This window comes from Streptomyces sp. NBC_00237, assembly GCF_026342435.1.
Classification (GTDB): domain Bacteria; phylum Actinomycetota; class Actinomycetes; order Streptomycetales; family Streptomycetaceae; genus Streptomyces.
Genome location: NZ_JAPEMT010000006.1, coordinates 78462 through 96679, shown reverse-complemented (window position 1 = coordinate 96679; position 18218 = coordinate 78462). Strand labels below are relative to the sequence as shown.

Genomic DNA, 18218 nt, shown 5'->3' with positions numbered 1-18218 from the left:
CCGATTTCCGCCTCGGCGTCCGGTCCCTTCCCCATCTGCAACGATGGGAGGCATGCGCGCACGTTACGGAGTACCCCTGGCAATCACGGCCGTCGGCGCGGCCGGACTCGCCTACTCGGCCGGTTTCGAGGCCCGCTCCTTCCGGCTCCGGCGGGTGACCGTCCCCGTACTGCCACCGGGCGCCAAGCCCCTGCGCATGCTCCAGGTCTCGGACATCCACATGGTGAGCGGCCAGCGCAAGAAGCAGCGCTGGCTCCAGTCCCTGGCCGGGCTGCGCCCCGACTTCGTCGTCAACACGGGCGACAACCTCTCCGACCCGGAGGGCGTGCCGGAGGTCCTGGACGCGCTCGGCCCGCTGATGGAATTCCCCGGCGTGTACGTCTTCGGCTCCAACGACTACTACGGCCCGAAGCCGCGCAACCCCGCCCGCTACCTGCTCGAAAAGGTCCAGGGCAAGCACGGCCTGAACGGGAACCCGCCCGTGGTGGGCGCCGTGCACAACCCCTGGGAAGAGCTGCGCGACGGCTTCGACGCCGCCGGCTGGCTCAACCTCACCAACACCCGGGGCAATCTCAAGCTCCCCACCGCCGACGGCTTCGACCTTGCCTTCACGGGCGTCGACGACCCGCACATCAAGCGTGACCGCTACGCGGAGGTCGCGGGCGGCCCCTCCGCCACCGCCGACTTCTCGATCGCCGTCGTCCACGCCCCGTACCTGCGCGCCCTGGACGCCTTCACCGCCGACGCCTACCCCCTGATCCTCGCCGGCCACACCCACGGCGGCCAGGTCTGCATCCCCTTCTACGGGGCCCTGGTCACCAACTGCGACCTGGACACCGACCGGGTGAAGGGCCTCTCCACCCACACCGCCGGCGGCCACCGCTCCTACCTCCACGTCTCGGCGGGCTGCGGCGCCAACCGCTACACGCCGGTCCGCTTCGCGTGCCCGCCCGAGGCGACCCTGCTGACGCTGACCCCGAAGGTCTGAAGAGCCGTACGGGTCGGAGTTCCGTACGGACGGCGGGCCGGGGATCCGTACGGACGGCGGGCCGGGGATCCGTACGTACACGGGCCGGGGCTCCGTACGGGGAGGAGCCCCCGCCCCGTACCAGTCCCCGCCCGCCCCCTCCACTCCACCCCGCCATCCCAAACCGGGACGAACTCCCCTACCGTAGAGTCATGATCGCCCCGCTCCCCCCGGGCGTGCCCGCAGCAGCCGTCGTGCCGCCCCGCCGCCGCCCGTACGCAGCCGTCTTCCGCGCCCTGCTCTGCGCGGCCGCCGTCACCGGCATCGTGATCGACATGACCGTCGGCGACCCGCTCCAGGTCCCGATCTACTTCACGATCCAGTCGAACGCCCTGCTCGCGCTGGCCCTCGGCTGGTCCGCGCACCGCGCCTGGACCGGCCGCCCGCCCCTCTCCCCCCGCATCACCGGCGGAACGTTCCTCTTCATCGCCATCACCGGCCTCGTCTACCACCTGATCCTGGCCAACGACTCCAGCGGCTTCTCCATGACCGGAGACGCCCTCAGCGGCTGGCGCGCCCTCTCCAACCAGCTCCTGCACACCGTCACACCGATCGGTGCGGCCCTGGACTGGTTCCTGCTGACCGCCCCCGGCGGCCTCCTCTTCCGGTACGCCGCCCAGTGGCTGCTCTACCCGGCCGCCTACTTCGCCTTCGCCCTGATCCGCGGCGCGCTCCTGTCTCCCGACGCCGCGGCCCGCTACCCGTACCCCTTCCTGGACGTCACCGCCCACGGCTACGCGGGCATCGCCATGAACGCCCTGGTCCTCGGCCTGGCCTTCTACGCTCTGGCCATCGGCCTGGTCGCCCTGGACCGAGTGCGCCCCGACCTGCGACGCCACGGAAACCGGATTTCGCCTGAGCGCGCGGGTGGGCTAAAGTAATCGATGTCGCCACGGCAACGCGGTGGACATCGGGGTGTAGCGCAGCTTGGCAGCGCGCTTCGTTCGGGACGAAGAGGTCGTGGGTTCAAATCCCGCCACCCCGACAGCTGAAATACCAGGTCAGGCCCGGTACTGAGAAATCAGTACCGGGCCTGACGTGCGTTGCGGGGGCGTTGGGGAGCGAGAGGGAGCAACTGAAGGCCCGCCGCACTCACGCCGGGCAGGCGCGGCCGGGCCCCACACGCGCGTCGCGTTGTTCGGTCCCGGTCCCTCCCCTGTGGGGACCGGAACCGAACAACACGACGGTGTCGATCCGCGCCGCATGGGGGGACGGTGCGGATCGAGGTAGCACCCGTCGATACCTCTTCGGAGCTCCGACGGAGACCGGCCGAGAAGGGGCAACCTCACGGGGGCGTGCCTCCCGGCGTCACACTGGTGACCTACCCTGACGCTGCGCGGATGGGTCACTACCGGATGGCGATCCTGCCAGTTGCAGCTTCCACCGAGGAGGCCACATCACCGTCCGGACGACATAACCGCAGGTCAGAGACATAGAGTGAGTTTTCCGGTCCGGATATCCGGGCGCGACGCACGTAAGGGGTGGAGGCATTGAGTCCCGACTCAGGGGCACGCACAGCCTTCGCCGAACGTCTCGCGCTGCTGTACAAGGAAGCCGGTAATCCGCCCCTCCAGCGCGTGGCCGAGGCGGTCGTCCGACTTCAGCGGGTCGACGAACGAGGCCGGTCCGTGCGGGTGTCCGCCCAGCGGATCAGCGACTGGCGGCGGGCCAAGAACGTGCCTGCCCAGTTCGCCGCCCTCGCAGCGGTACTGAACGTCCTGATCCCCGAAGCGCGGCGCCAGCGTCCCGTGCCGGTGTCCGCGGGACTGTACGAAATGGCCCAGTGGCAGCTTCTCTGGAGCCGCGCGGTGGCCGACCCGGTCACCGGCCGCGCCGCCGCGTCAGCCGCGGAGGACGAGGAACGGCCCCGGTCCGAAGCCCCGGCCGACCCCGGTGTGTGCCCCTACCGAGGACTGGCTTCGTATCGCCGGCAGGACTCCCCGTGGTTCTTCGGCCGCGAGCGGAGCACGGACGACCTCGTTGCCCAACTCCGCACCGCTGAGCGGACGGGCGGCCTGGTCATGCTCGTGGGTGCCTCGGGCGCGGGGAAGTCCTCGCTTCTGAACGCCGGTCTGGTGCCCACCCTGCGGAGCGGCGCCCTGGGAGGCGAGAGCGCCCGGCCAGGTCTCGTACTGCAACTCGTACCGGGAGCCGACCCCCTCGCGGAGCTGAGCCGCCACATACCGGAGCTCGCGGACACCGTCGCCGCCGCCGAGGAACCCGGTACTCCGCGATTCGCGCACGCGGTGCGGGAGTCCGTCACCGCGTGGGCGCGACAGCACGGGACGTCCACCACCCGTCCGGTCATCATCGTGGACCAGTTCGAGGAAGCGTTCACCCTCTGCTCCGACGAGGCGGACAGGCGCACCTTCATCCAGCTCCTGCACGCCGCGTGCTCGCCCACCGCATCCGGCGACCCCGCCCCCGCCCTCGTCGTCCTCGGTCTACGGGCGGACTTCTACGAGCAGTGCCTCCGGCACCGCGAACTGGCCGACGCGCTGCAACACCGGCACATGGTGCTCGGGCCGCTGACCCACTCCGAGTTGCGCGACGCGATGACCGGTCCGGCCAAGGCCGTCGGGCTGGAGCTCGAACCGGGCCTCACGGAGCTGATCGTCCGGGAGGTGAGCACGGACGGTCCCCACGGGGCGCACGACGCGGGAGTGCTGCCGCTCCTCTCCCACGCCCTGCTGGCCACCTGGCAACGGCGGAAGGGGGGACGGCTGACCCTGTCCGGCTACCGCGCGGCCGGAGGCATCCAGGGAGCGGTCGCGGCGACCGCCGAGCACGCCTGGTCCGGCCTCGACCCGGCGGCGCGCACGGCCGCACGGCTGCTCCTGCTCAGGCTGGTCCGGCTGGGCGAGGACACCCAGGCCACCCGCAGGCGGGGCACTCGGCGCCAGCTCGCGGAGGAGTCGACGGACCCCGGCAAGACGGAGGAGTCGCTCGAAGCGCTGGTGCACGCCCGCCTGGTGACGCTCGACGCGGAGACCGTGGAGATCACGCACGAAGCGCTGCTCCACGCCTGGCCGCGCCTGCGCGACTGGATCGACGAGGACAGGGACGACCACCTGCTGCGCCAGCGTCTGGAGGAGGACGGCAGGGCGTGGGAGGAGTCCGCCCGCGACACGGCCCTGCTCTACCGGGGCTCCCGGCTGGAGCAGGCCAGAGCCTGGGCGCGGTCCACCGGTGACACCTTCCTGACCCGGGGCGCGGTGGACTTCCTGGCCGCTTCGACCAGGCTGCGCAGGCGTACGGCCCTGATCGCCCGCGGTGCGGTGGTGGCGCTGGTGGCCCTCGCGATCGTGGCCGCGTCCGCGGCGGTGGTCGCGTGGAACCAGCGGAACGACGCGGTGTTCGAGCAGGTGGTCGCCGAGGCCGACCGCGCCCAGTACACGGATCCGTCGCTGTCGGCCCAGCTCGGCCTGGTGGCGCACCGCTTGCGGCCGGACGACGAAGCGGCGAAGAACCGGTTGATCTCCATCGTGAACGCACCGCTGGCCACACCGCTCCTCGGCCACACCGGTGCCGTCTACCTCACCTCGTTCAGCCCGAACGGACGGCTCCTGGCCACCGCGAGCTACGACCGCACCGTCCGGCTGTGGGACGTTTCGGACCCGTCGCGTCCCACACGTCTGGGCGAACCCCTGGCCGGTCACAGGAGCTGGGTGAGCACTGCGGTCTTCAGCCCGGACGGGAACACCCTCGCCAGCGCGTCGGACGACGGCACGATCAGGCTGTGGAACGTTCGCGCCCCCCACCGCCCGCGCCTCCTGGGCGACCCCCTGATCAGCGACGGCGGCTCGATCTACCTGGTGGCTTTCAGCCCGGACGGCCGCACTCTGGCCACGGCCAACGACGACCACAACGTTCGTCTGTGGAACGTGGAGGACCCGGGCCGGCCGGAGGCTCTCGGTGCGTTTCCCGGACACACCGCAGCCGTACGCTCCGTGGCCTTCAGCCGTGACGGGCAGACGCTCGCCGCCGGTGGAGACGACGGCACGATCAGACTGTGGGACACGGCCGACCCGCGTCGCCCGAAGCCACTGGACCAGGCGTTGACGGGCCACACCAGCACGGTGCACTCCGTGGCCTTCGCCCCCGACGGCCGCACCCTCGCCAGCGGAGGCTCGGACGACACCATCCGGCTCTGGAACGTGGCCGACCCCCGTCACGCGGAACCGCTCGGTACGCCACTGACCCACCACACCGGTCCCATCTGGTCGGTGGCCTTCAACCCCGACGGGAACATGCTCGCAGCCGCCAGCGAGGACAGTACGGCGAGTCTGTGGAACGTCAGTGATCCAGAACATCCTTCTCAGGTCGGCATGCCCCTCGCCGGGAGCAGCGGGGAGATGTACGCCCTCGGCTTCAGCCCCGACGGACGGACTCTCGCCACCGGAAGCGGCGACAACAAGGTCCGCCTGTGGTCGATACCGACGGCGGACATGATCGGCCGACTCGGCGCGTTCCGCCCCGACGGGAAGGTGCTCGCCACCGCCGCGCGCGACGAGCAGGTACGGCTGTGGAACGTGGAGCGCCCCGACCGGCCCGTGTCACTGAGCCCGCCCTTCAAACCCGGGGAGGGAGACGTGCGTTCCCTGGTGTACTCCCCCGACGGCCGCACGCTCGCCGTGCTGACGGGACGCCGTGCGGTACAGCTGTGGAACGTGGCCGATCCGGCCAGGCCCGTCCCCCACGGGCCGCCCGTCGCACTGCGGACACGCTTCGCGGGCCCCCGTGCCCTGGCCTTCAGCCCGGACGGCAACACCCTGGCGACCGCCCTCACCGACCGCACCATCCAGTTGTGGAACGTCAGCGACCCCGCTCGCCTCGTTCCGCTGTCGCCGCCGCTCACCGGGCACAAGGGGTACGTCAACTCCCTCGTCTTCAGCGCGGACGGCCGGGCGCTCGCCAGTGGCAACGCCGACGGCACCATCCGGCTCTGGGACATGACCGACCCCCGTCGGGCGTCCCCGTTGGGCAAGCCCCTGGCGGGGCACCTGGGCCCCGTCAACACGCTCGCCTACAGTCCTGACAGCCGCACCCTGGCCAGCGGCAGTGACGACGGCACGGTCCAGCTCTGGGACGTCACCGAACCCTCCGGGGCCGAGCGGCCGGAATCCTCCCTCACGGGCCACACCGACGCCATCGTGTCCCTGACCTTCAGCCGGGACGGTCGCACGCTGGCGAGCGGAGGCAATGACAACGCGGTCCGCCTCTGGGACGTCACTCACCCGTCCAGCGCCTCCCCCATCGGCCAGTCGATGAGTCCCAACGCCAAGACCGGCAGTTTCCTGTCGTTCAGTCCCCAAGGCCGCATGCTCGGAGTGTCGAGCGGCACCGACACGGTCCGGCTCTGGAAGTTGGACACCGCCGAGGCGATCCACCGCATCTGCACGACCACGCGGAGTGTCCTCACGCGGGAGAAGTGGCTGGATTACCTGCCCCGCATTTCCTACGCTCCCCCGTGCGACGAATAGCGCTCCCCCCTCCTCACCTGCGGACCAGGCCGCGTGATCCCGGTCACAACCCCCCGTCGTCAACCACGAGTTGACTATCCCCGCGCAGGCAGGCTTGTTACGGTTCGTTACAGCCCGGTCGTTGATGCATCCCCCGTCGTCAACGGCCGGGCGCTTTCATGCCGGAGTTCCGCGAGTCCCGACCATGGCGAAACCCACGTCACTCATCAAGACCTCTTGAGGAGTCGTAGGGTGATGGGAGTCGGACGACGGATGGTGAAAGCCCAGATGGCAGTGGCGTACGAGCGGATCGCGGACGACGTCCGCGAGGCCATCCGCGCAGGCCGGCTCAAGCCCGGCGACCGCCTGCCCGCGGAGACGCAGCTCGCCGAGACGTACCGGCGAAGCGTCCCGACGATCCGTGAAGCGCTCCGGCTCCTGCGCGACGAAGGGCTTGTCGAGAAGCAGCACGGCCGGGAGACGGCCGACATCACGCTCCCCGGCGACCGCACGGAAATGCCGTTCACGACTTCCCTGGAAAGGTGGTGAGCCGTGACCCGGCGCATCATCATCGTCACGGCCGTTCACGCGCCATCGGCGCACTTCCTCCCGGACGCGTTCACGTCGCTCTGTGACCAGGAGCTGCCCGAGGGGTGGGAGTGGCACTGGCTCATCCAGGAGGACGGCCAGGGCGACGAGGTCGCACCGCACGTTCCCCAGGACGAGCGGGTGAGCTTCCGGCAGGGGCGGCGGGGCGGTCCCGGAGTCGCGCGCACCATCGCGCTCGCCCACGCGGACGGCGACTACGTCAAGATCCTGGACGCCGACGACAAGCTGTCGCCCGGCGCCCTGGCCCGGGACCTCGCGGCGCTCGAAGCGGACCCGAGCATCGGCTGGGCGACCTCACGGGTGCTCGACCTGCTCCCGGACGGCTCGACCGCGGGCTTTCCCGGCGACCCGGAACCCGGCCCGATCGAGCGGGGCGAGGTCCTCGACTTCTGGAAGGCCAACAACTTCCGCGCCTCGGTGCACCCGGCGACGCTCTTCGTACGCCGTGACCTACTGCTCGCGCTGGGTGGCTGGATGGCGCTTCCGGCCTCGGAGGACACGGGCCTGCTGCTGGCGCTCAACTCCGTTGCGCGCGGCTGGTTCTCGGCCGAGGTGGGGCTGCACTACCGCAAGTGGGAGGGGCAGGCGACGGGTCAGGCCGCGCACGTCGACCCCGCCGAGCGGGACGCCCGTATGGCCGTGGTGGAGGCCCGCGCCCGCGCGCTGGACTCCTTCCAGTGGCGGTACCCGATCAGCTCCGAGTGACCGGGGCGCTCGGCTTCAGCTTCGGCTGACCGGGACCTCGTAGACGGCTGCAAGGGGGCTCCTTGCCGCTGCCAGGACGGGCCCGTACGGTCACGATCATGCCTTCTGCCGTTCCTCCGCCGGTCTCGGAACTGATGGTCACCCTGGGCCGTGGATACGTACGCAACGCACCCGGATCGTGGTTCAAAGGACCGCTGGCCGCCGGGTACCTCAACGCCCACCTCCGGGCCCGTCCCCGCCAGCGCGTCGTAGAGGCTCGCTTCGACGCCCGCTTCGCCGTCGACACCCGCGACCTCATCCAGCGCTACATCCACCTCTTCGGAGTGTGGGAGCCCCACATGACGAGCTGGTTGCAAAGCCGCCTCGGCCCCGGTGACGTCCTGGTGGACGTCGGCGCCAACGTCGGTTACTTCACCGTCCTCGGCTCACGCCTCGTCGGCAGCACCGGCCGCGTGGTCGCGATCGAGGCGTCCCCGGTCTTCCACCGCAGGGTGTTGCAGCACATCGAGCTCAACGGCTGCGAGAACGTCCGCGCCGTCAACGGCGCCGTCTCCGACAGCACCAAGACCCTGACCTTCGTGCTCGCCAGCTCGAACAACATGGGCGCCAACAGCATCGTCCCGTACGACGGCCCCGCCGAGTCGACCTTCGCCATGGAGGCGCACCCGCTCCCCGCCCTCCTGGAGCCGGACGAGCTCGCCCGAGCCCGCGTCATCAAGATCGACGTAGAGGGAGCCGAGGGCAGCGTCATCCGCGGCCTGGCCCCGGCACTGGGCCAACTCCGCGAGGACGTCGAGATCGCCGTCGAGGTCACCCCGGAGCGGATGGCCAAGCTGGGCGACTCCGTGGAGGAGCTGCTGGAAACGATGCACGGGCACGGCTTCCATACATACCGTCTGCCCAGCGACTACAGACCCGGGAGCTACCCGCCCGCCATGAGCCGCCCGACGCCACCAACGCGCTGGCGTGAGTCGATCGCGGGCGAGACCGAGTTGGTGTTCTCGCGAATCGACGCGGAAGTTCTGGCCCAGTGAGCCGGAGTCGATGATTGTTCCGACGGGACAGCACCTCGGTCACGTCCCCGGGGGGCTCCCCAGGATCACGGGTTCCTCGGAACTCACGCCGGACGAAAGATGAGGGTGCAGAACCCCGGTTCCGCGCCCTCATCCGTACCCGATCCACCGTCCATGAGCGTCAAGGCCCCGTCAGGCCCCGGCCGGTGCCACCCGATCCCGGTCGAACGGCAGATCCAGCATGCGGATGGCGTTGCCGCGCAGCAGCTTGTACGCGACGTCCTCCGGCAGATGCCCGACATGGTCCTCGGCCACCGCCTTCGTGTGCGGCCACGTCGAGTCCACATGCGGGTAATCGGTCTCGAAGGTCGCGTTGTTCACGCCGACCTTCTCGATCGCGTCGATCCCGTGCTTGTCGCGGAAGAAGCAGCAGAAGATCTGCCGGTAGTAGTACGTCGACGGGGGCTCCGGGATCAGGTCCTTCACCCCGCCCCAGGCGCGGTGCTCCTCCCAGACGTCGTCCGCGCGCTCCAGGGCGTACGGAATCCAGCCCATCTGCCCCTCGCTGTAGGCGAGTTTGAGGCGGGGGAACTTCACCAGGACGCCGGAGAAGAGGAAGTCCATCATCGACGCCATCGCGTTGTTGAAGGAGAGCGATGCCTGGACTGCGGGCGGGGCGTCCGGGGAGGCCGCGGGCATCTGTGACGACGAGCCGATGTGCATGTTCACGACCGTCCCGGTCTCCTCGCACGCGGCGAAGAACGGGTCCCAGTAGCCGGAGTGGATCGACGGCAGCCCGAGGTACGTCGGGATCTCGCTGAAGGTCACCGCACGGACCCCTCGGGCGGCGTTGCGCTTGATCTCGGCGACGGCCAGGTCGATGTCCCAGAGCGGGATCAGGCACAGCGGGATCAGCCGCCCGCCGCTGTCGCCGCACCACTCCTCGACCATCCAGTCGTTGTACGCCCGTACGCAGGCGAGCCCGACCTCCTTGTCCTTGGCCTCGGCGAAGGTCTGTCCACAGAAGCGCGGGAACGTGGGGAAGCAGAGCGATGCCTCGACGTGGTTGAGGTCCATGTCCGCCAGGCGGGCCTTCGGGTCCCAGCAGCCGCGCCGCATCTGCTCCCGCGTGATCCCGTCGAGCGTCATCTCGTCGCGGGAGAACCCGACGGCCGCGATGATGCGCTTGTACGGGAAGAACAGGCCCTCGTACTCCCACCAGTCGGTGGTCTGGCCGTTCGGGTCGGTGTTGAACCGGTACTTCCCGCCGACGTACTCCAGCTCACCGATGCCAGCGGTGAACGGCTTCGGGCCCCGGTCCCGGTACTTCTTCGGCAGCCAGGTGTCGAAGAGGTGCGCGGGTTCGATCACGTGGTCGTCCACGCTGATGACCTTGGGGATCTCCCTCGTGCCGCTCTCGTTTCCAACCACGCTGTACCCCCAGTTGCTCGCCGGTCCGCCCGGCTCGAATCTGACGACCCATCAGGTTGAGGTTAGGTGGTCCTTCCTCACGCGACAAGGAGAGCAGGGAAGTTGACCCCTTGCGCATTGCGGCGACAACCGCTGAACTGACGCACCATCAGATTCAGCGCGAGTGAGGGGCACGAGGTGGAGACGATCTGGCTCAGCGGAGCCGAGTGGATGGCGGTCCTTCGTATCGGGCTCGGCCTGTGGTGGCTGGAGAGCTGGCGGCACAAGGACAAGAAGTCCTGGTTCGCCGGTGGAGGCATCGCCTGGGCGGAGGGCATCGCGGCCGACCACCGCTGGCCGTTCGTCCGCCACGGCTTCGACCGCATCGTGAAGCCGCGCCCGCGCCTGATGGCCCACCTCGTCGCGTACGCGGAACTCGCCCTCGGCCTCGGCCTGATCGCCGGCTTCCTCACGCCGATCGCGCTCGTCTGCGGCCTGGTCCTCAACCTGATCTATCTCGTGCTGATGATCCACGACTGGGGCGAGCAGGGGCAGAACCTGATGATGGCGCTGATCTCGGCGGTGGGCCTGTTCGCCATGTGCTGGCAGAACTGGTCACTCGACAACGCCTTCGGGCTGTTCCTCTAGCCAGCCACCGTCACGCCAGTCGCCGAACTCGGTCGGGTACGTCTTCGCCGTAACGTCCGCCCCCTGTTACGGCGTTCACCCACATCGCCCCGGCCCTCCCCCGTACGATCACCCCGTCATTTTTTGGAGTGGGCGACACCTGGGGGACGGGTTGGAATCCGGCGAGCAGCTCATCACGATTGCCGCAGTGCTACTCGGCGCGCTCACCACGCACGTGACGACGTACATGATGGAGCGCACGCGCAACAAGCACGCGTCGCTGACCCGTTGGGACAGCTCGAAGCTGAACGCCTACGAGGCGTACGTCGACTCCGTCCGGGCCTGCATCTACTTGTCCGTCGAGCTGTACGAAGACACCACCCGCATACGGTCCAGCCCGAAGCCCCATGCCGAGCTCAGCCTTGAGTTGATCGAAGCGATACGTCAGCGAGGGCGCACCTTCGAGCGCGTCATGCTCCTCGCGGGGGACGACGTCGTCGAGGCGGCCCATCAGTTGACGGCGGCGGCGCTGAAGGTCGACTGGCTGGCGCAGGGCAAGACCGAGGGCAGCCTGGACGACTGGCGCGACCTGAATCGTGCGGTCTTCAAGGAGATCAACGAGTTCCACGAGGCGGCCAGGGTCGACCTCGGGGTGCAGGGCAGCGTCAAGGGCGAGAGGCATCCGCAGCGGGACCTGTTGCTTCCTCCCGCTCGGCGCAACGAGAACAGCACTTCCTGAGCGCTTGCTCTGGCCTGTTCGAGGCTGACGTGTCACCCTGCCCGACGCCCATATCCAACGCCCCTATCCAACGGGCGCACCATCACCCTGTAAGGCAAGGAGATGGCCATGAGCATGAGTGAGCATGACGACGATCGCGTCCAAGAGGCTGGCGAGGTCGGCGAGGTCGGCCCGGAGGCGGTACTGCGGGAGCAGCACTCCGCGCGTGCGGCCAGCGCTGCTGCCAGGGCGACGGCCTTGTTCCACTACGTCGAGCAGCACGCACCGAGCCAAGCGCGTGACGTCGGGATGACGAGCGAGCAGATCCTCTGGAAGGCGAGCAACGCGGCGCGGGTGTCCGCACAGGCTCTCGCCGTACTCGCCGAGTCCGCTCCCGACCCTGCCGCGGACTCCCGTTGCGCGAGGAACGCGGCGGCTTCCGCTGCCCAGGCGGCCCAGGCGGGCCAGCTCTGCGACGGTGACAGCCAGGGTTCCGCCGATGCCTGCCGTGCCGCGATCAAGGCATCGCAGTCTGCGGGGGCGGCTGCGACGGCGGCGGCAGGCGGTGCGGACGAGGTGCTGAATGCCGAGGCGGATGCGGACGAGGCCGCGGCCGTGGCTGCTGCTGTCGCGGCGGGCTGGGTGAAGCCGGGGCAAGCGCTCCCTGAGGTGTCGACCGGTGTCCGGAGCGCCGACCTCATGTCGATGATGCACCTGTAGGGCGGGGAGCGGATCACGGAGATCTGCTCCCCCGGGAGTCCCTGCCGAACGGATGCGTCACGGCGTCTCGATGAAGTCGGCCACCACCTTGGTGAATTCGTCGGCCTTCTCGAAGAACATCACGTGACCTGCGTCGAGTTCGGCGTACGTGCTGTCCTGGATCGCCGCGTGCAGGGCGCGGCTGTGTTCCACGGGGACCGTGGCGTCCTGCGCGCCGCCGAGCACCAGCGTGCGGGCCTGGATGCGCGGCAGCAGGGCACGGATGTCGATCCGGGTGTCCAGGTCCACGTGGCGCAGGGTCCCCGGGGTCGGCGGCATGTTAGGGATGAGCTGTTCCACCTGGTCGCGGCCGATGGCGTTGAGGAAGCCTCGGCTGAATCCGGTCATGGTGACGCTGCGGCCGAAGGCGGCGGGGTCGCTGTCTCCGAGCTGCTGCCAGAGCGTGAACAGGTTGCGCAGGTACTCGTCGCCGTCGGTGTACGCCCAGCCCGAGACCAGGACGAGACGGCGTACGAGATCGGGGCGCAGCGCGGCGACGGCCGCGGTCACCGGGGCGCCCATGGAGAAGCCGACCAGGTCCACCGGGCCCGTACCGGCGTCCTCGATGACGGCGATCACCTGGGCGGCCAGGCCCTCCACGGTCAGCGGCCCGCCTGCGTCGGTGGTGCGGTCGGTGCCGGACAGGTCCGGGGTGATGACGGTGCGGGTTCCGGCGAACCTCGGGGCGATCTGGCCCCAGGTCAGTCCGGCGCCCGAGGAGCCCGTGCCGTGGACCAGGACGAGGGTGGGGCCGCTGCCGGTGCGTTCGTAGTGGACCTGCGCGTCGGCGACGGTGATGGTGCGGCTGGCGGTGGTGGTGGTCATGGTGGGTCTCCTTGGTGGACCGGCGGAACCGGTGGAGCTGCTGTTGCGATGTCCACCACCTTGCAGCCGTCCGTCCCTGTGCGGGAGAGACCTCCTGACCCTGGGATCGGCAGTCCCTGGTTCGGGCCGGGCCGCTGCGGCAGGATGAACGCCGTGATGATCAACCGTCGTGAGCTCGCCGACTTCCTGCGCCGTCGCAGAGACCAGGTCCTCCCCGGGGACGTGGGGCTGACCGCAGGTCCGCGCCGCCGCACCCCGGGACTGCGCCGCGAGGAAGTGGCCCAGTTGGCCGGGATGTCGGCCGACTACTACATACGTCTGGAACAGGCGCGCGGCCCGCAGCCCTCCGCGCAGATGCTGGCCTCGCTCGCCCGCGCCCTGCGGCTGACCACGGACGAACGCGATCATCTGTATGTGCTGGCGGGGCATCCGCCGCCGACCGCGCACACCGGCCCGGGGCATGTCAGCCCTTCGCTGCTGCACCTGCTCGACCAGTTGACCGGCACTCCGGCGCAGGTGCTGAACGACCTCGGTGACGTCCTCGCCCAGAACGCGCTCGCCGAGGCCCTGTTCAGCGGGGTGTGCTCGGTCTCCGAGCACGGCCGCAACGTCACCTGGCGCTGGTTCACCCAGCCCTCGGTGCGGGCTGCCTTCCCGCCCGAGGAGCACGACTACTACAGCCGACTGCACGTCGCCGACCTGCGGGCCGCGGTGACCCGGCGCGGCAACGACGCGGCCTCCGCCCGTCTCCTCCAGCGGCTGCGCGAAGCGAGTGAGGAGTTCCGCGGGCTGTGGGAACTCCACGAGGTCGCCGTGCGCAGGCACACCCGGATGCGGGTGCTGCACGAGGCGATCGGCCCGGTCGACCTTGACTGCCAGGTGCTGCTCGCTCCCGAGGGCGACCACCGTCTCGTCCTCTACACCCCGCCCCCCGGCGGCGAGGCGGCCGGGCATCTCGCTCTGCTCCAGGTCATCGGGACGGAGCGGTTCTCCGCAGCCGGTTCTTGATCGCCGGTTCTTGATCACCGGCTGCTGATCGCCGGCTCCCGATGCGGTCCCGCCACCCCGGCGGTCGCGGTAACCGGGGTGGGAGGCCATCCAGTGCGAGACTTTTCGCGCTGGGTGGCCTTTTGCGTACGGTCGGCCAGGCCGTCCGGTGGCGCGGGTGGCTGCTCGTAGTTCGACAGGGTCGCTGCTGCGATCCGTCTTTCGGAGCCCTCATGACTGCACCCGTCGCAGCTCTTCCCCGGCCTTCCGCCGCGCCTTCGTCAGGGGGCGGGTCGGGGGGCGGTGGGGCTCCGAAGTTCCGGCGGTTGTACGCCTTGGACGGGCTGCGGCTGGTGGCCGCGCTCATGGTGGTCGCGTTTCATTTCGTGGGGTTCGACAACTGGCCCCTGCCCGTTTGGGGTGGGTCCACCTCGGTGGTCTTTCCAAGGGCGCATCCGGTCGCTTCTTACGGGTGGCTGGGGGTGCAGCTGTTCTTTCTGATCAGTGGGTTCGTCATTTGCATGTCGTGCTGGGGGCGTACGGTCCGGGAGTTCGCGGTGTCGCGGGTGGTGCGACTCTTTCCCGCGTACTGGTTTGCGGTGCTCGTGACGGCCGGGGTCCTGCTGGTGGCTCAGGGAGCGGTACGGACGGGGATCACGCCGTCCAGGATCCTGTCGAATCTGACGATGTTCCAGGCGCCCATGGGGGCCAGGAATGTCGCGCCCGTGTACTGGACGCTCTGGGCTGAGATGCGTTTCTACCTGTTGTTCGCCGTGGTGTGCGCGCTGGGGATGACGTACCGCCGGTGTGTGGGGTTCTGTGGTGGGTGGCTTCTGGCGGCCGTGTTGGCGCCGCATGCGGACATCCCGTTGGTGCGGATGCTGGCCGTGCCGGACGCCGCGCCGTTCTTCGTAGGGGGAATGGTGATCTTCCTGATGCACCGTTTCGGGACGTCGCCCGTGTTGTGGCTGTTGCTCGGGGGGTCCTGGCTGAGCGCTCAGCATCAGTTGCTCCGGCTGCTGCCGGTCGCCGAGAGGTCGGTGGACGGGGACTTGTCGTGGTCCGTCTCCCTGGTGGTCGTCACGGGCTTCTACGGGGTGCTGCTGTTGGTGGCGTTGCGCCCGCTGCGGGCCCTCAACCGGCCCTGGCTCGTGACGGCCGGGGCGCTGACCTACCCCTTGTACTTGTTGCACGAGGAGATCGGGTGGGAGGTGATTCGGCACTTCAGCGCCGAGGTGTCACCTCGGGTGTTGTTGGTGGGAGTGGTGGGAGGGCTGGTCGTGCTGGCGTACGGGGTTCACCGGACGGTCGAGCGGCCTGGGGCGAAGGCACTCCGCAGGTGGCTGGGCGGAGCCGGACCGAGGCGGCACGGCACGGCGTAGGGACTGAGTACGGGGGTGGTTCTCCGAGGGGCGGGGAGGGATGCTGGAGGAATGGGATTCGCCGTGCTCCTCACTCTGCCCGGGCTCGTCATCGCGTTGACTCTGGTCGCTTTCGTGGACCAGATGCTGTTGAGGATGGGGCGGGCCGGAGTGTTGCCCTGGCGCGCCAGCGGGAGTCAGGGGCAGATTTCGGCGACCGGGTTCGAGCAGCTGCACGCCAGCTTCTCGCCCGGGAAGCAGAACGAGCTGAAGGAGCGGCAGAGCTCGTTGGTGATGCGGGACGACGAGGAGGACGGGGCGCCTCCGCACCGGACGACCGTTGATCTGAGGGGTGGGACCGCGGTGGTGCGGCTGCCGCACGGCCCGGGGGCGGGTCAGTAGCGTTCCACCAGGTGTTCGCGGCCGGTCGGGGGCTCGTAGGGCTCCGGCCAGAATTCGGTGATCTCGGTGATCAGGCCCGTTTCCGCGTCCGTGGTGAAGAAGGTCTGGGCGTGCAGTTCCGTCAGGCCCCTCGTGGTGTGGATCCAGGTGACGGCCTGGTGGGGCTCCACGACCGTGCGCAGGACGCGGATCTGCCAGGAGCCCGGGTAGTCGCGGTTGAAGCGGGAGTAAGCCTGCTTGCCTCGGATGCGTTCGCGGGTCTGCGGGAGGTCGTAGACCACGTCGTCCGCGAGGGTCGCATCGAAGAGGTCCCAGTCGTGGGCGTCCACCGCCTTCCAGTACGTGGCGACGAGAGCGGTGATGGGGAGTGCCTGTGCCTTCTCTGGGTTCTTGGGGTTCTTGGTCATGGGATGAGTGTGGAGGGCGGGTCTGACAAACAAGAGGCGTGGATTCCGGTTGGGGGCGGGGGGCGGTCCTGTTTGATGGGGGGATGAGTCGTGAAGAGAGCAGTGAGACCGCCGTGCCGTTGTGGGAACAGCGCTTCCGGGCGCCCCGGGTGTCCCTTCCCGAGTGGGCAGAGCAGGCTCCTGAGCGGGCGTTGTTCGTGTCGAACGCGACGGGGACGTACGAGTTGTACGCCTGGGACCGGGAGAGCGGGAGCCAGCGGCAGGTCACCGACCGGGCGAACGGGACCACGGACGGGGTGCTGACGCCGGACGGGGAGTCCGTGTGGTGGTTCAGCGACACCGACGGGGACGAGTTCGGGGTGTGGATGCGGCAGCCGTTCGCGGGTGGGGCGGACGAGGTCGCTGTGGAGGGGCTGGAGGCGTCGTATCCGGCGGGGCTGGCGCTGGGCGTCGACGGGACCGTCGTCGTGGGGCGGTCGACGGACGAGGACGGGTCGACCGTGCACGTGGTGGGGGCGGGCGAGAGCACCGCTCGGGAGATCTACCGGCACCGGGAGTCGGCGGGGGTCGGGGACCTGAGCCATGACTCCGCGCTGCTGGCCGTCGAGCACACCGAGCACGGGGACGCCATGCACTCGTCGCTGCGCGTCGTGCGGGTGGCGGACGGGAGCGTCGTGGCGGAGCTGGACGACACGAAGGGGGGAACGGAGGAGCTGGGGCTGGCCGTGCTCGGGTTCTCGCCCGTGGACGGGGACAGCCGGATGCTGGTGGGACACCAGCGGCGGGGCCGCTGGGAGCCCATGATCTGGGACCCGGTGGCGGGGACGGAGACCGAGCTGGCGATCGACCTGCCCGGGGACGTGGGTGCGGACTGGTATCCGGACGGGTCGGCGTTGCTGGTGGAGCACGACTTCGAGGCGCGGGGGGAGTTGTGGCGCTACGAGATCGCCCGTGCGGAGTTGGTACGGATCGAGACGCCCGTGGGGTCCGTGAGCGGGGCGACCGCGCGGCCGGACGGCTCGGTCGAGTACATGTGGTCGTCCGCTGCGGAGCCGCCGGTGGTGCGGTCCACGGCAGGTGGTGTGGTCCTCGATCCGCCGGGGGCGAAGGCGCCCGGGTCGGTGGCTGTCGAGACCGTGTGGGTGGAGGGGCCCGGGGGTCCCGTGCATGCGTTGGTGCAGCGGCCGGAGGGGCTGGGGGCGGGACCGTATCCCACGATCTTCGAGGTGCACGGAGGACCCACCTGGCACGACAGTGACGCCTTCGCGTCGGGGCCCGCGGCGTGGGTCGACCACGGGTTCGCCGTGGTCCGGGTGAACTACCGGGGGTCGACGGGGTACGGGCGCGAGTGGACGGACGCGCTGAAGCACCGGGTGGGGCTGATCGAGCTGGAGGACATCGGGGCGGTCCGGGAGTGGGCCGTGGAGAGTGGGCTCGCGGATCCGGCGCGGGTGGTGCTGTCCGGGGGGTCGTGGGGCGGGTTCCTGACGCTGCTCGGCCTGGGGACGCAGCCTGACGCGTGGGCGTTGGGGCTGGCGGCGGTGCCGGTCGCTGATTACGTCACGGCGTACGAGGACGAGATGGAGGCGTTGAAGGCGCTCGACCGGACGTTGTTCGGGGGGACGCCGGAGGAGGTGCCGGAGAGGTTCGCGGCGTCGTCGCCGCTGACGTACGTGGATCAGGTGCGGGTGCCGGTCTACATCTCGGCGGGGGTCAACGACCCGCGCTGTCCGATTCAGCAGATCGACAACTACGTGGACCGGTTGGTGGAGCGGGGGGCCGTGCACGAGGTGTACCGGTACGAGGCGGGGCACGGGTCCTTGGTGGTGGAGGAGCGGATCAAGCAGGTGCGGCTGGAGATTGACTTCGTGAAGCGGTACTTGGGCTGAGGGCTTGAGAGGGGGAG

15 protein-coding genes, 1 tRNA gene and 1 pseudogene are annotated in these 18218 nt (G+C 69.8%); 14 read left to right on the top strand and 3 right to left on the bottom strand.

Annotated features, from left to right (window positions below; translation table 11 throughout):
* Positions 1–52 precede the first annotated feature (52 nt).
* The 7 genes and pseudogenes from OG897_RS38650 to OG897_RS38620 all read left to right on the top strand — a co-directional run bounded on the left by OG897_RS38650 (position 53) and on the right by OG897_RS38620 (position 8837).
* Positions 53–988 (top strand): metallophosphoesterase, encoded by a 936-nt coding sequence (locus OG897_RS38650; RefSeq protein ID WP_266664775.1) that lies wholly within the window; start codon positions 53–55, stop codon positions 986–988.
* 191 nt (positions 989–1179) lie between these two features.
* Positions 1180–1908, top strand: coding sequence for a Pr6Pr family membrane protein (locus OG897_RS38645; RefSeq protein ID WP_266664773.1), 729 nt, complete (start codon positions 1180–1182; stop codon positions 1906–1908).
* A gap of 30 nt (positions 1909–1938) precedes the next feature.
* Positions 1939–2012: transfer RNA gene (locus tag OG897_RS38640), tRNA-Pro, on the top strand.
* A 496-nt stretch (positions 2013–2508) separates the two neighbouring features.
* Entirely contained in the window at positions 2509–6510 is a 4002-nt protein-coding gene (locus tag OG897_RS38635; RefSeq protein ID WP_266664771.1) for a WD40 repeat domain-containing protein, read from the top strand.
* Between the two features lie 267 nt (positions 6511–6777).
* A pseudogene (locus OG897_RS38630) lies at positions 6778–6966 on the top strand (winged helix-turn-helix domain-containing protein); the annotation flags it as partial.
* Between the two features lie 75 nt (positions 6967–7041).
* Positions 7042–7803 carry a glycosyltransferase family 2 protein gene (locus OG897_RS38625; protein ID WP_266664769.1) on the top strand — a complete coding sequence of 254 codons (762 nt, stop codon included), beginning with the start codon at positions 7042–7044 and terminating at the stop codon, positions 7801–7803.
* 98 nt (positions 7804–7901) lie between these two features.
* Positions 7902–8837 carry an FkbM family methyltransferase gene (locus OG897_RS38620; protein WP_266664767.1) on the top strand — a complete coding sequence of 312 codons (936 nt, stop codon included), beginning with the start codon at positions 7902–7904 and terminating at the stop codon, positions 8835–8837.
* A gap of 171 nt (positions 8838–9008) precedes the next feature.
* On the opposite strand, the gene OG897_RS38615 is transcribed toward OG897_RS38620, so the two are convergent.
* On the bottom strand, positions 9009–10247 hold the full coding sequence (locus tag OG897_RS38615; protein ID WP_266664766.1) for an amidohydrolase family protein: 1239 nt from the start codon (positions 10245–10247) through the stop codon (positions 9009–9011).
* Positions 10248–10424: 177 nt separating this feature from the next.
* Here OG897_RS38615 and OG897_RS38610 point away from each other — a divergent pair, with 177 nt between their 5' ends.
* From OG897_RS38610 to OG897_RS38600, 3 genes are all read left to right on the top strand, one after another.
* Positions 10425–10874, top strand: a complete 450-nt coding sequence (locus OG897_RS38610) for a DoxX family protein (protein ID WP_266664764.1) — start codon at positions 10425–10427, stop codon at positions 10872–10874.
* 187 nt (positions 10875–11061) lie between these two features.
* Positions 11062–11592 (top strand): hypothetical protein, encoded by a 531-nt coding sequence (locus OG897_RS38605; protein ID WP_323188159.1) that lies wholly within the window; start codon positions 11062–11064, stop codon positions 11590–11592.
* A gap of 114 nt (positions 11593–11706) precedes the next feature.
* On the top strand, positions 11707–12291 hold the full coding sequence (locus tag OG897_RS38600) for a hypothetical protein (RefSeq protein ID WP_266664762.1): 585 nt from the start codon (positions 11707–11709) through the stop codon (positions 12289–12291).
* Between the two features lie 57 nt (positions 12292–12348).
* Here the strand turns inward: OG897_RS38600 and OG897_RS38595 are convergent, their stop codons facing one another.
* On the bottom strand, positions 12349–13155 hold the full coding sequence (locus OG897_RS38595) for an alpha/beta fold hydrolase (RefSeq protein ID WP_266664761.1): 807 nt from the start codon (positions 13153–13155) through the stop codon (positions 12349–12351).
* Positions 13156–13299: 144 nt separating this feature from the next.
* Between OG897_RS38595 and OG897_RS38590 the strand changes: the two genes are divergently transcribed.
* The 3 genes from OG897_RS38590 to OG897_RS38580 all read left to right on the top strand — a co-directional run bounded on the left by OG897_RS38590 (position 13300) and on the right by OG897_RS38580 (position 15905).
* Positions 13300–14163: a helix-turn-helix transcriptional regulator gene (locus OG897_RS38590; RefSeq protein ID WP_266664759.1), complete on the top strand. Its 864-nt coding sequence runs from the start codon at positions 13300–13302 to the stop codon at positions 14161–14163.
* 305 nt (positions 14164–14468) lie between these two features.
* Positions 14469–15524: an acyltransferase gene (locus tag OG897_RS38585; protein ID WP_266664757.1), complete on the top strand. Its 1056-nt coding sequence runs from the start codon at positions 14469–14471 to the stop codon at positions 15522–15524.
* 51 nt (positions 15525–15575) lie between these two features.
* Positions 15576–15905 carry a DUF6191 domain-containing protein gene (locus OG897_RS38580; RefSeq protein ID WP_266664755.1) on the top strand — a complete coding sequence of 110 codons (330 nt, stop codon included), beginning with the start codon at positions 15576–15578 and terminating at the stop codon, positions 15903–15905.
* Here OG897_RS38580 and OG897_RS38575 read toward each other — a convergent pair.
* Positions 15899–16312, bottom strand: coding sequence for a nuclear transport factor 2 family protein (locus tag OG897_RS38575; RefSeq protein ID WP_266664753.1), 414 nt, complete (start codon positions 16310–16312; stop codon positions 15899–15901). The two genes, OG897_RS38580 and OG897_RS38575, sit on opposite strands and share 7 nt — an antisense overlap.
* 83 nt (positions 16313–16395) lie before the next feature.
* Here OG897_RS38575 and OG897_RS38570 point away from each other — a divergent pair, with 83 nt between their 5' ends.
* Positions 16396–18201 (top strand): prolyl oligopeptidase family serine peptidase, encoded by a 1806-nt coding sequence (locus tag OG897_RS38570; protein ID WP_266664751.1) that lies wholly within the window; start codon positions 16396–16398, stop codon positions 18199–18201.
* Positions 18202–18218 lie beyond the last annotated feature (17 nt).

What these genes read in the sequence shown, in the direction of transcription:
- OG897_RS38595 (WP_266664761.1), bottom strand. Translation starts at nt 13,155, where the DNA reads ATGACCACCACCACCGCCAGCCGCACCATCACCGTCGCCGACGCGCAG.
- OG897_RS38650 (WP_266664775.1), top strand. Translation starts at nt 53, where the DNA reads ATGCGCGCACGTTACGGAGTACCCCTGGCAATCACGGCCGTCGGCGCG.
- OG897_RS38645 (WP_266664773.1), top strand. Translation starts at nt 1,180, where the DNA reads ATGATCGCCCCGCTCCCCCCGGGCGTGCCCGCAGCAGCCGTCGTGCCG.
- OG897_RS38590 (WP_266664759.1), top strand. Translation starts at nt 13,300, where the DNA reads ATGAACGCCGTGATGATCAACCGTCGTGAGCTCGCCGACTTCCTGCGC.
- OG897_RS38620 (WP_266664767.1), top strand. Translation starts at nt 7,902, where the DNA reads ATGCCTTCTGCCGTTCCTCCGCCGGTCTCGGAACTGATGGTCACCCTG.
- OG897_RS38575 (WP_266664753.1), bottom strand. Translation starts at nt 16,312, where the DNA reads ATGACCAAGAACCCCAAGAACCCAGAGAAGGCACAGGCACTCCCCATC.
- OG897_RS38600 (WP_266664762.1), top strand. Translation starts at nt 11,707, where the DNA reads ATGAGTGAGCATGACGACGATCGCGTCCAAGAGGCTGGCGAGGTCGGC.
- OG897_RS38580 (WP_266664755.1), top strand. Translation starts at nt 15,576, where the DNA reads ATGGGATTCGCCGTGCTCCTCACTCTGCCCGGGCTCGTCATCGCGTTG.
- OG897_RS38570 (WP_266664751.1), top strand. Translation starts at nt 16,396, where the DNA reads ATGAGTCGTGAAGAGAGCAGTGAGACCGCCGTGCCGTTGTGGGAACAG.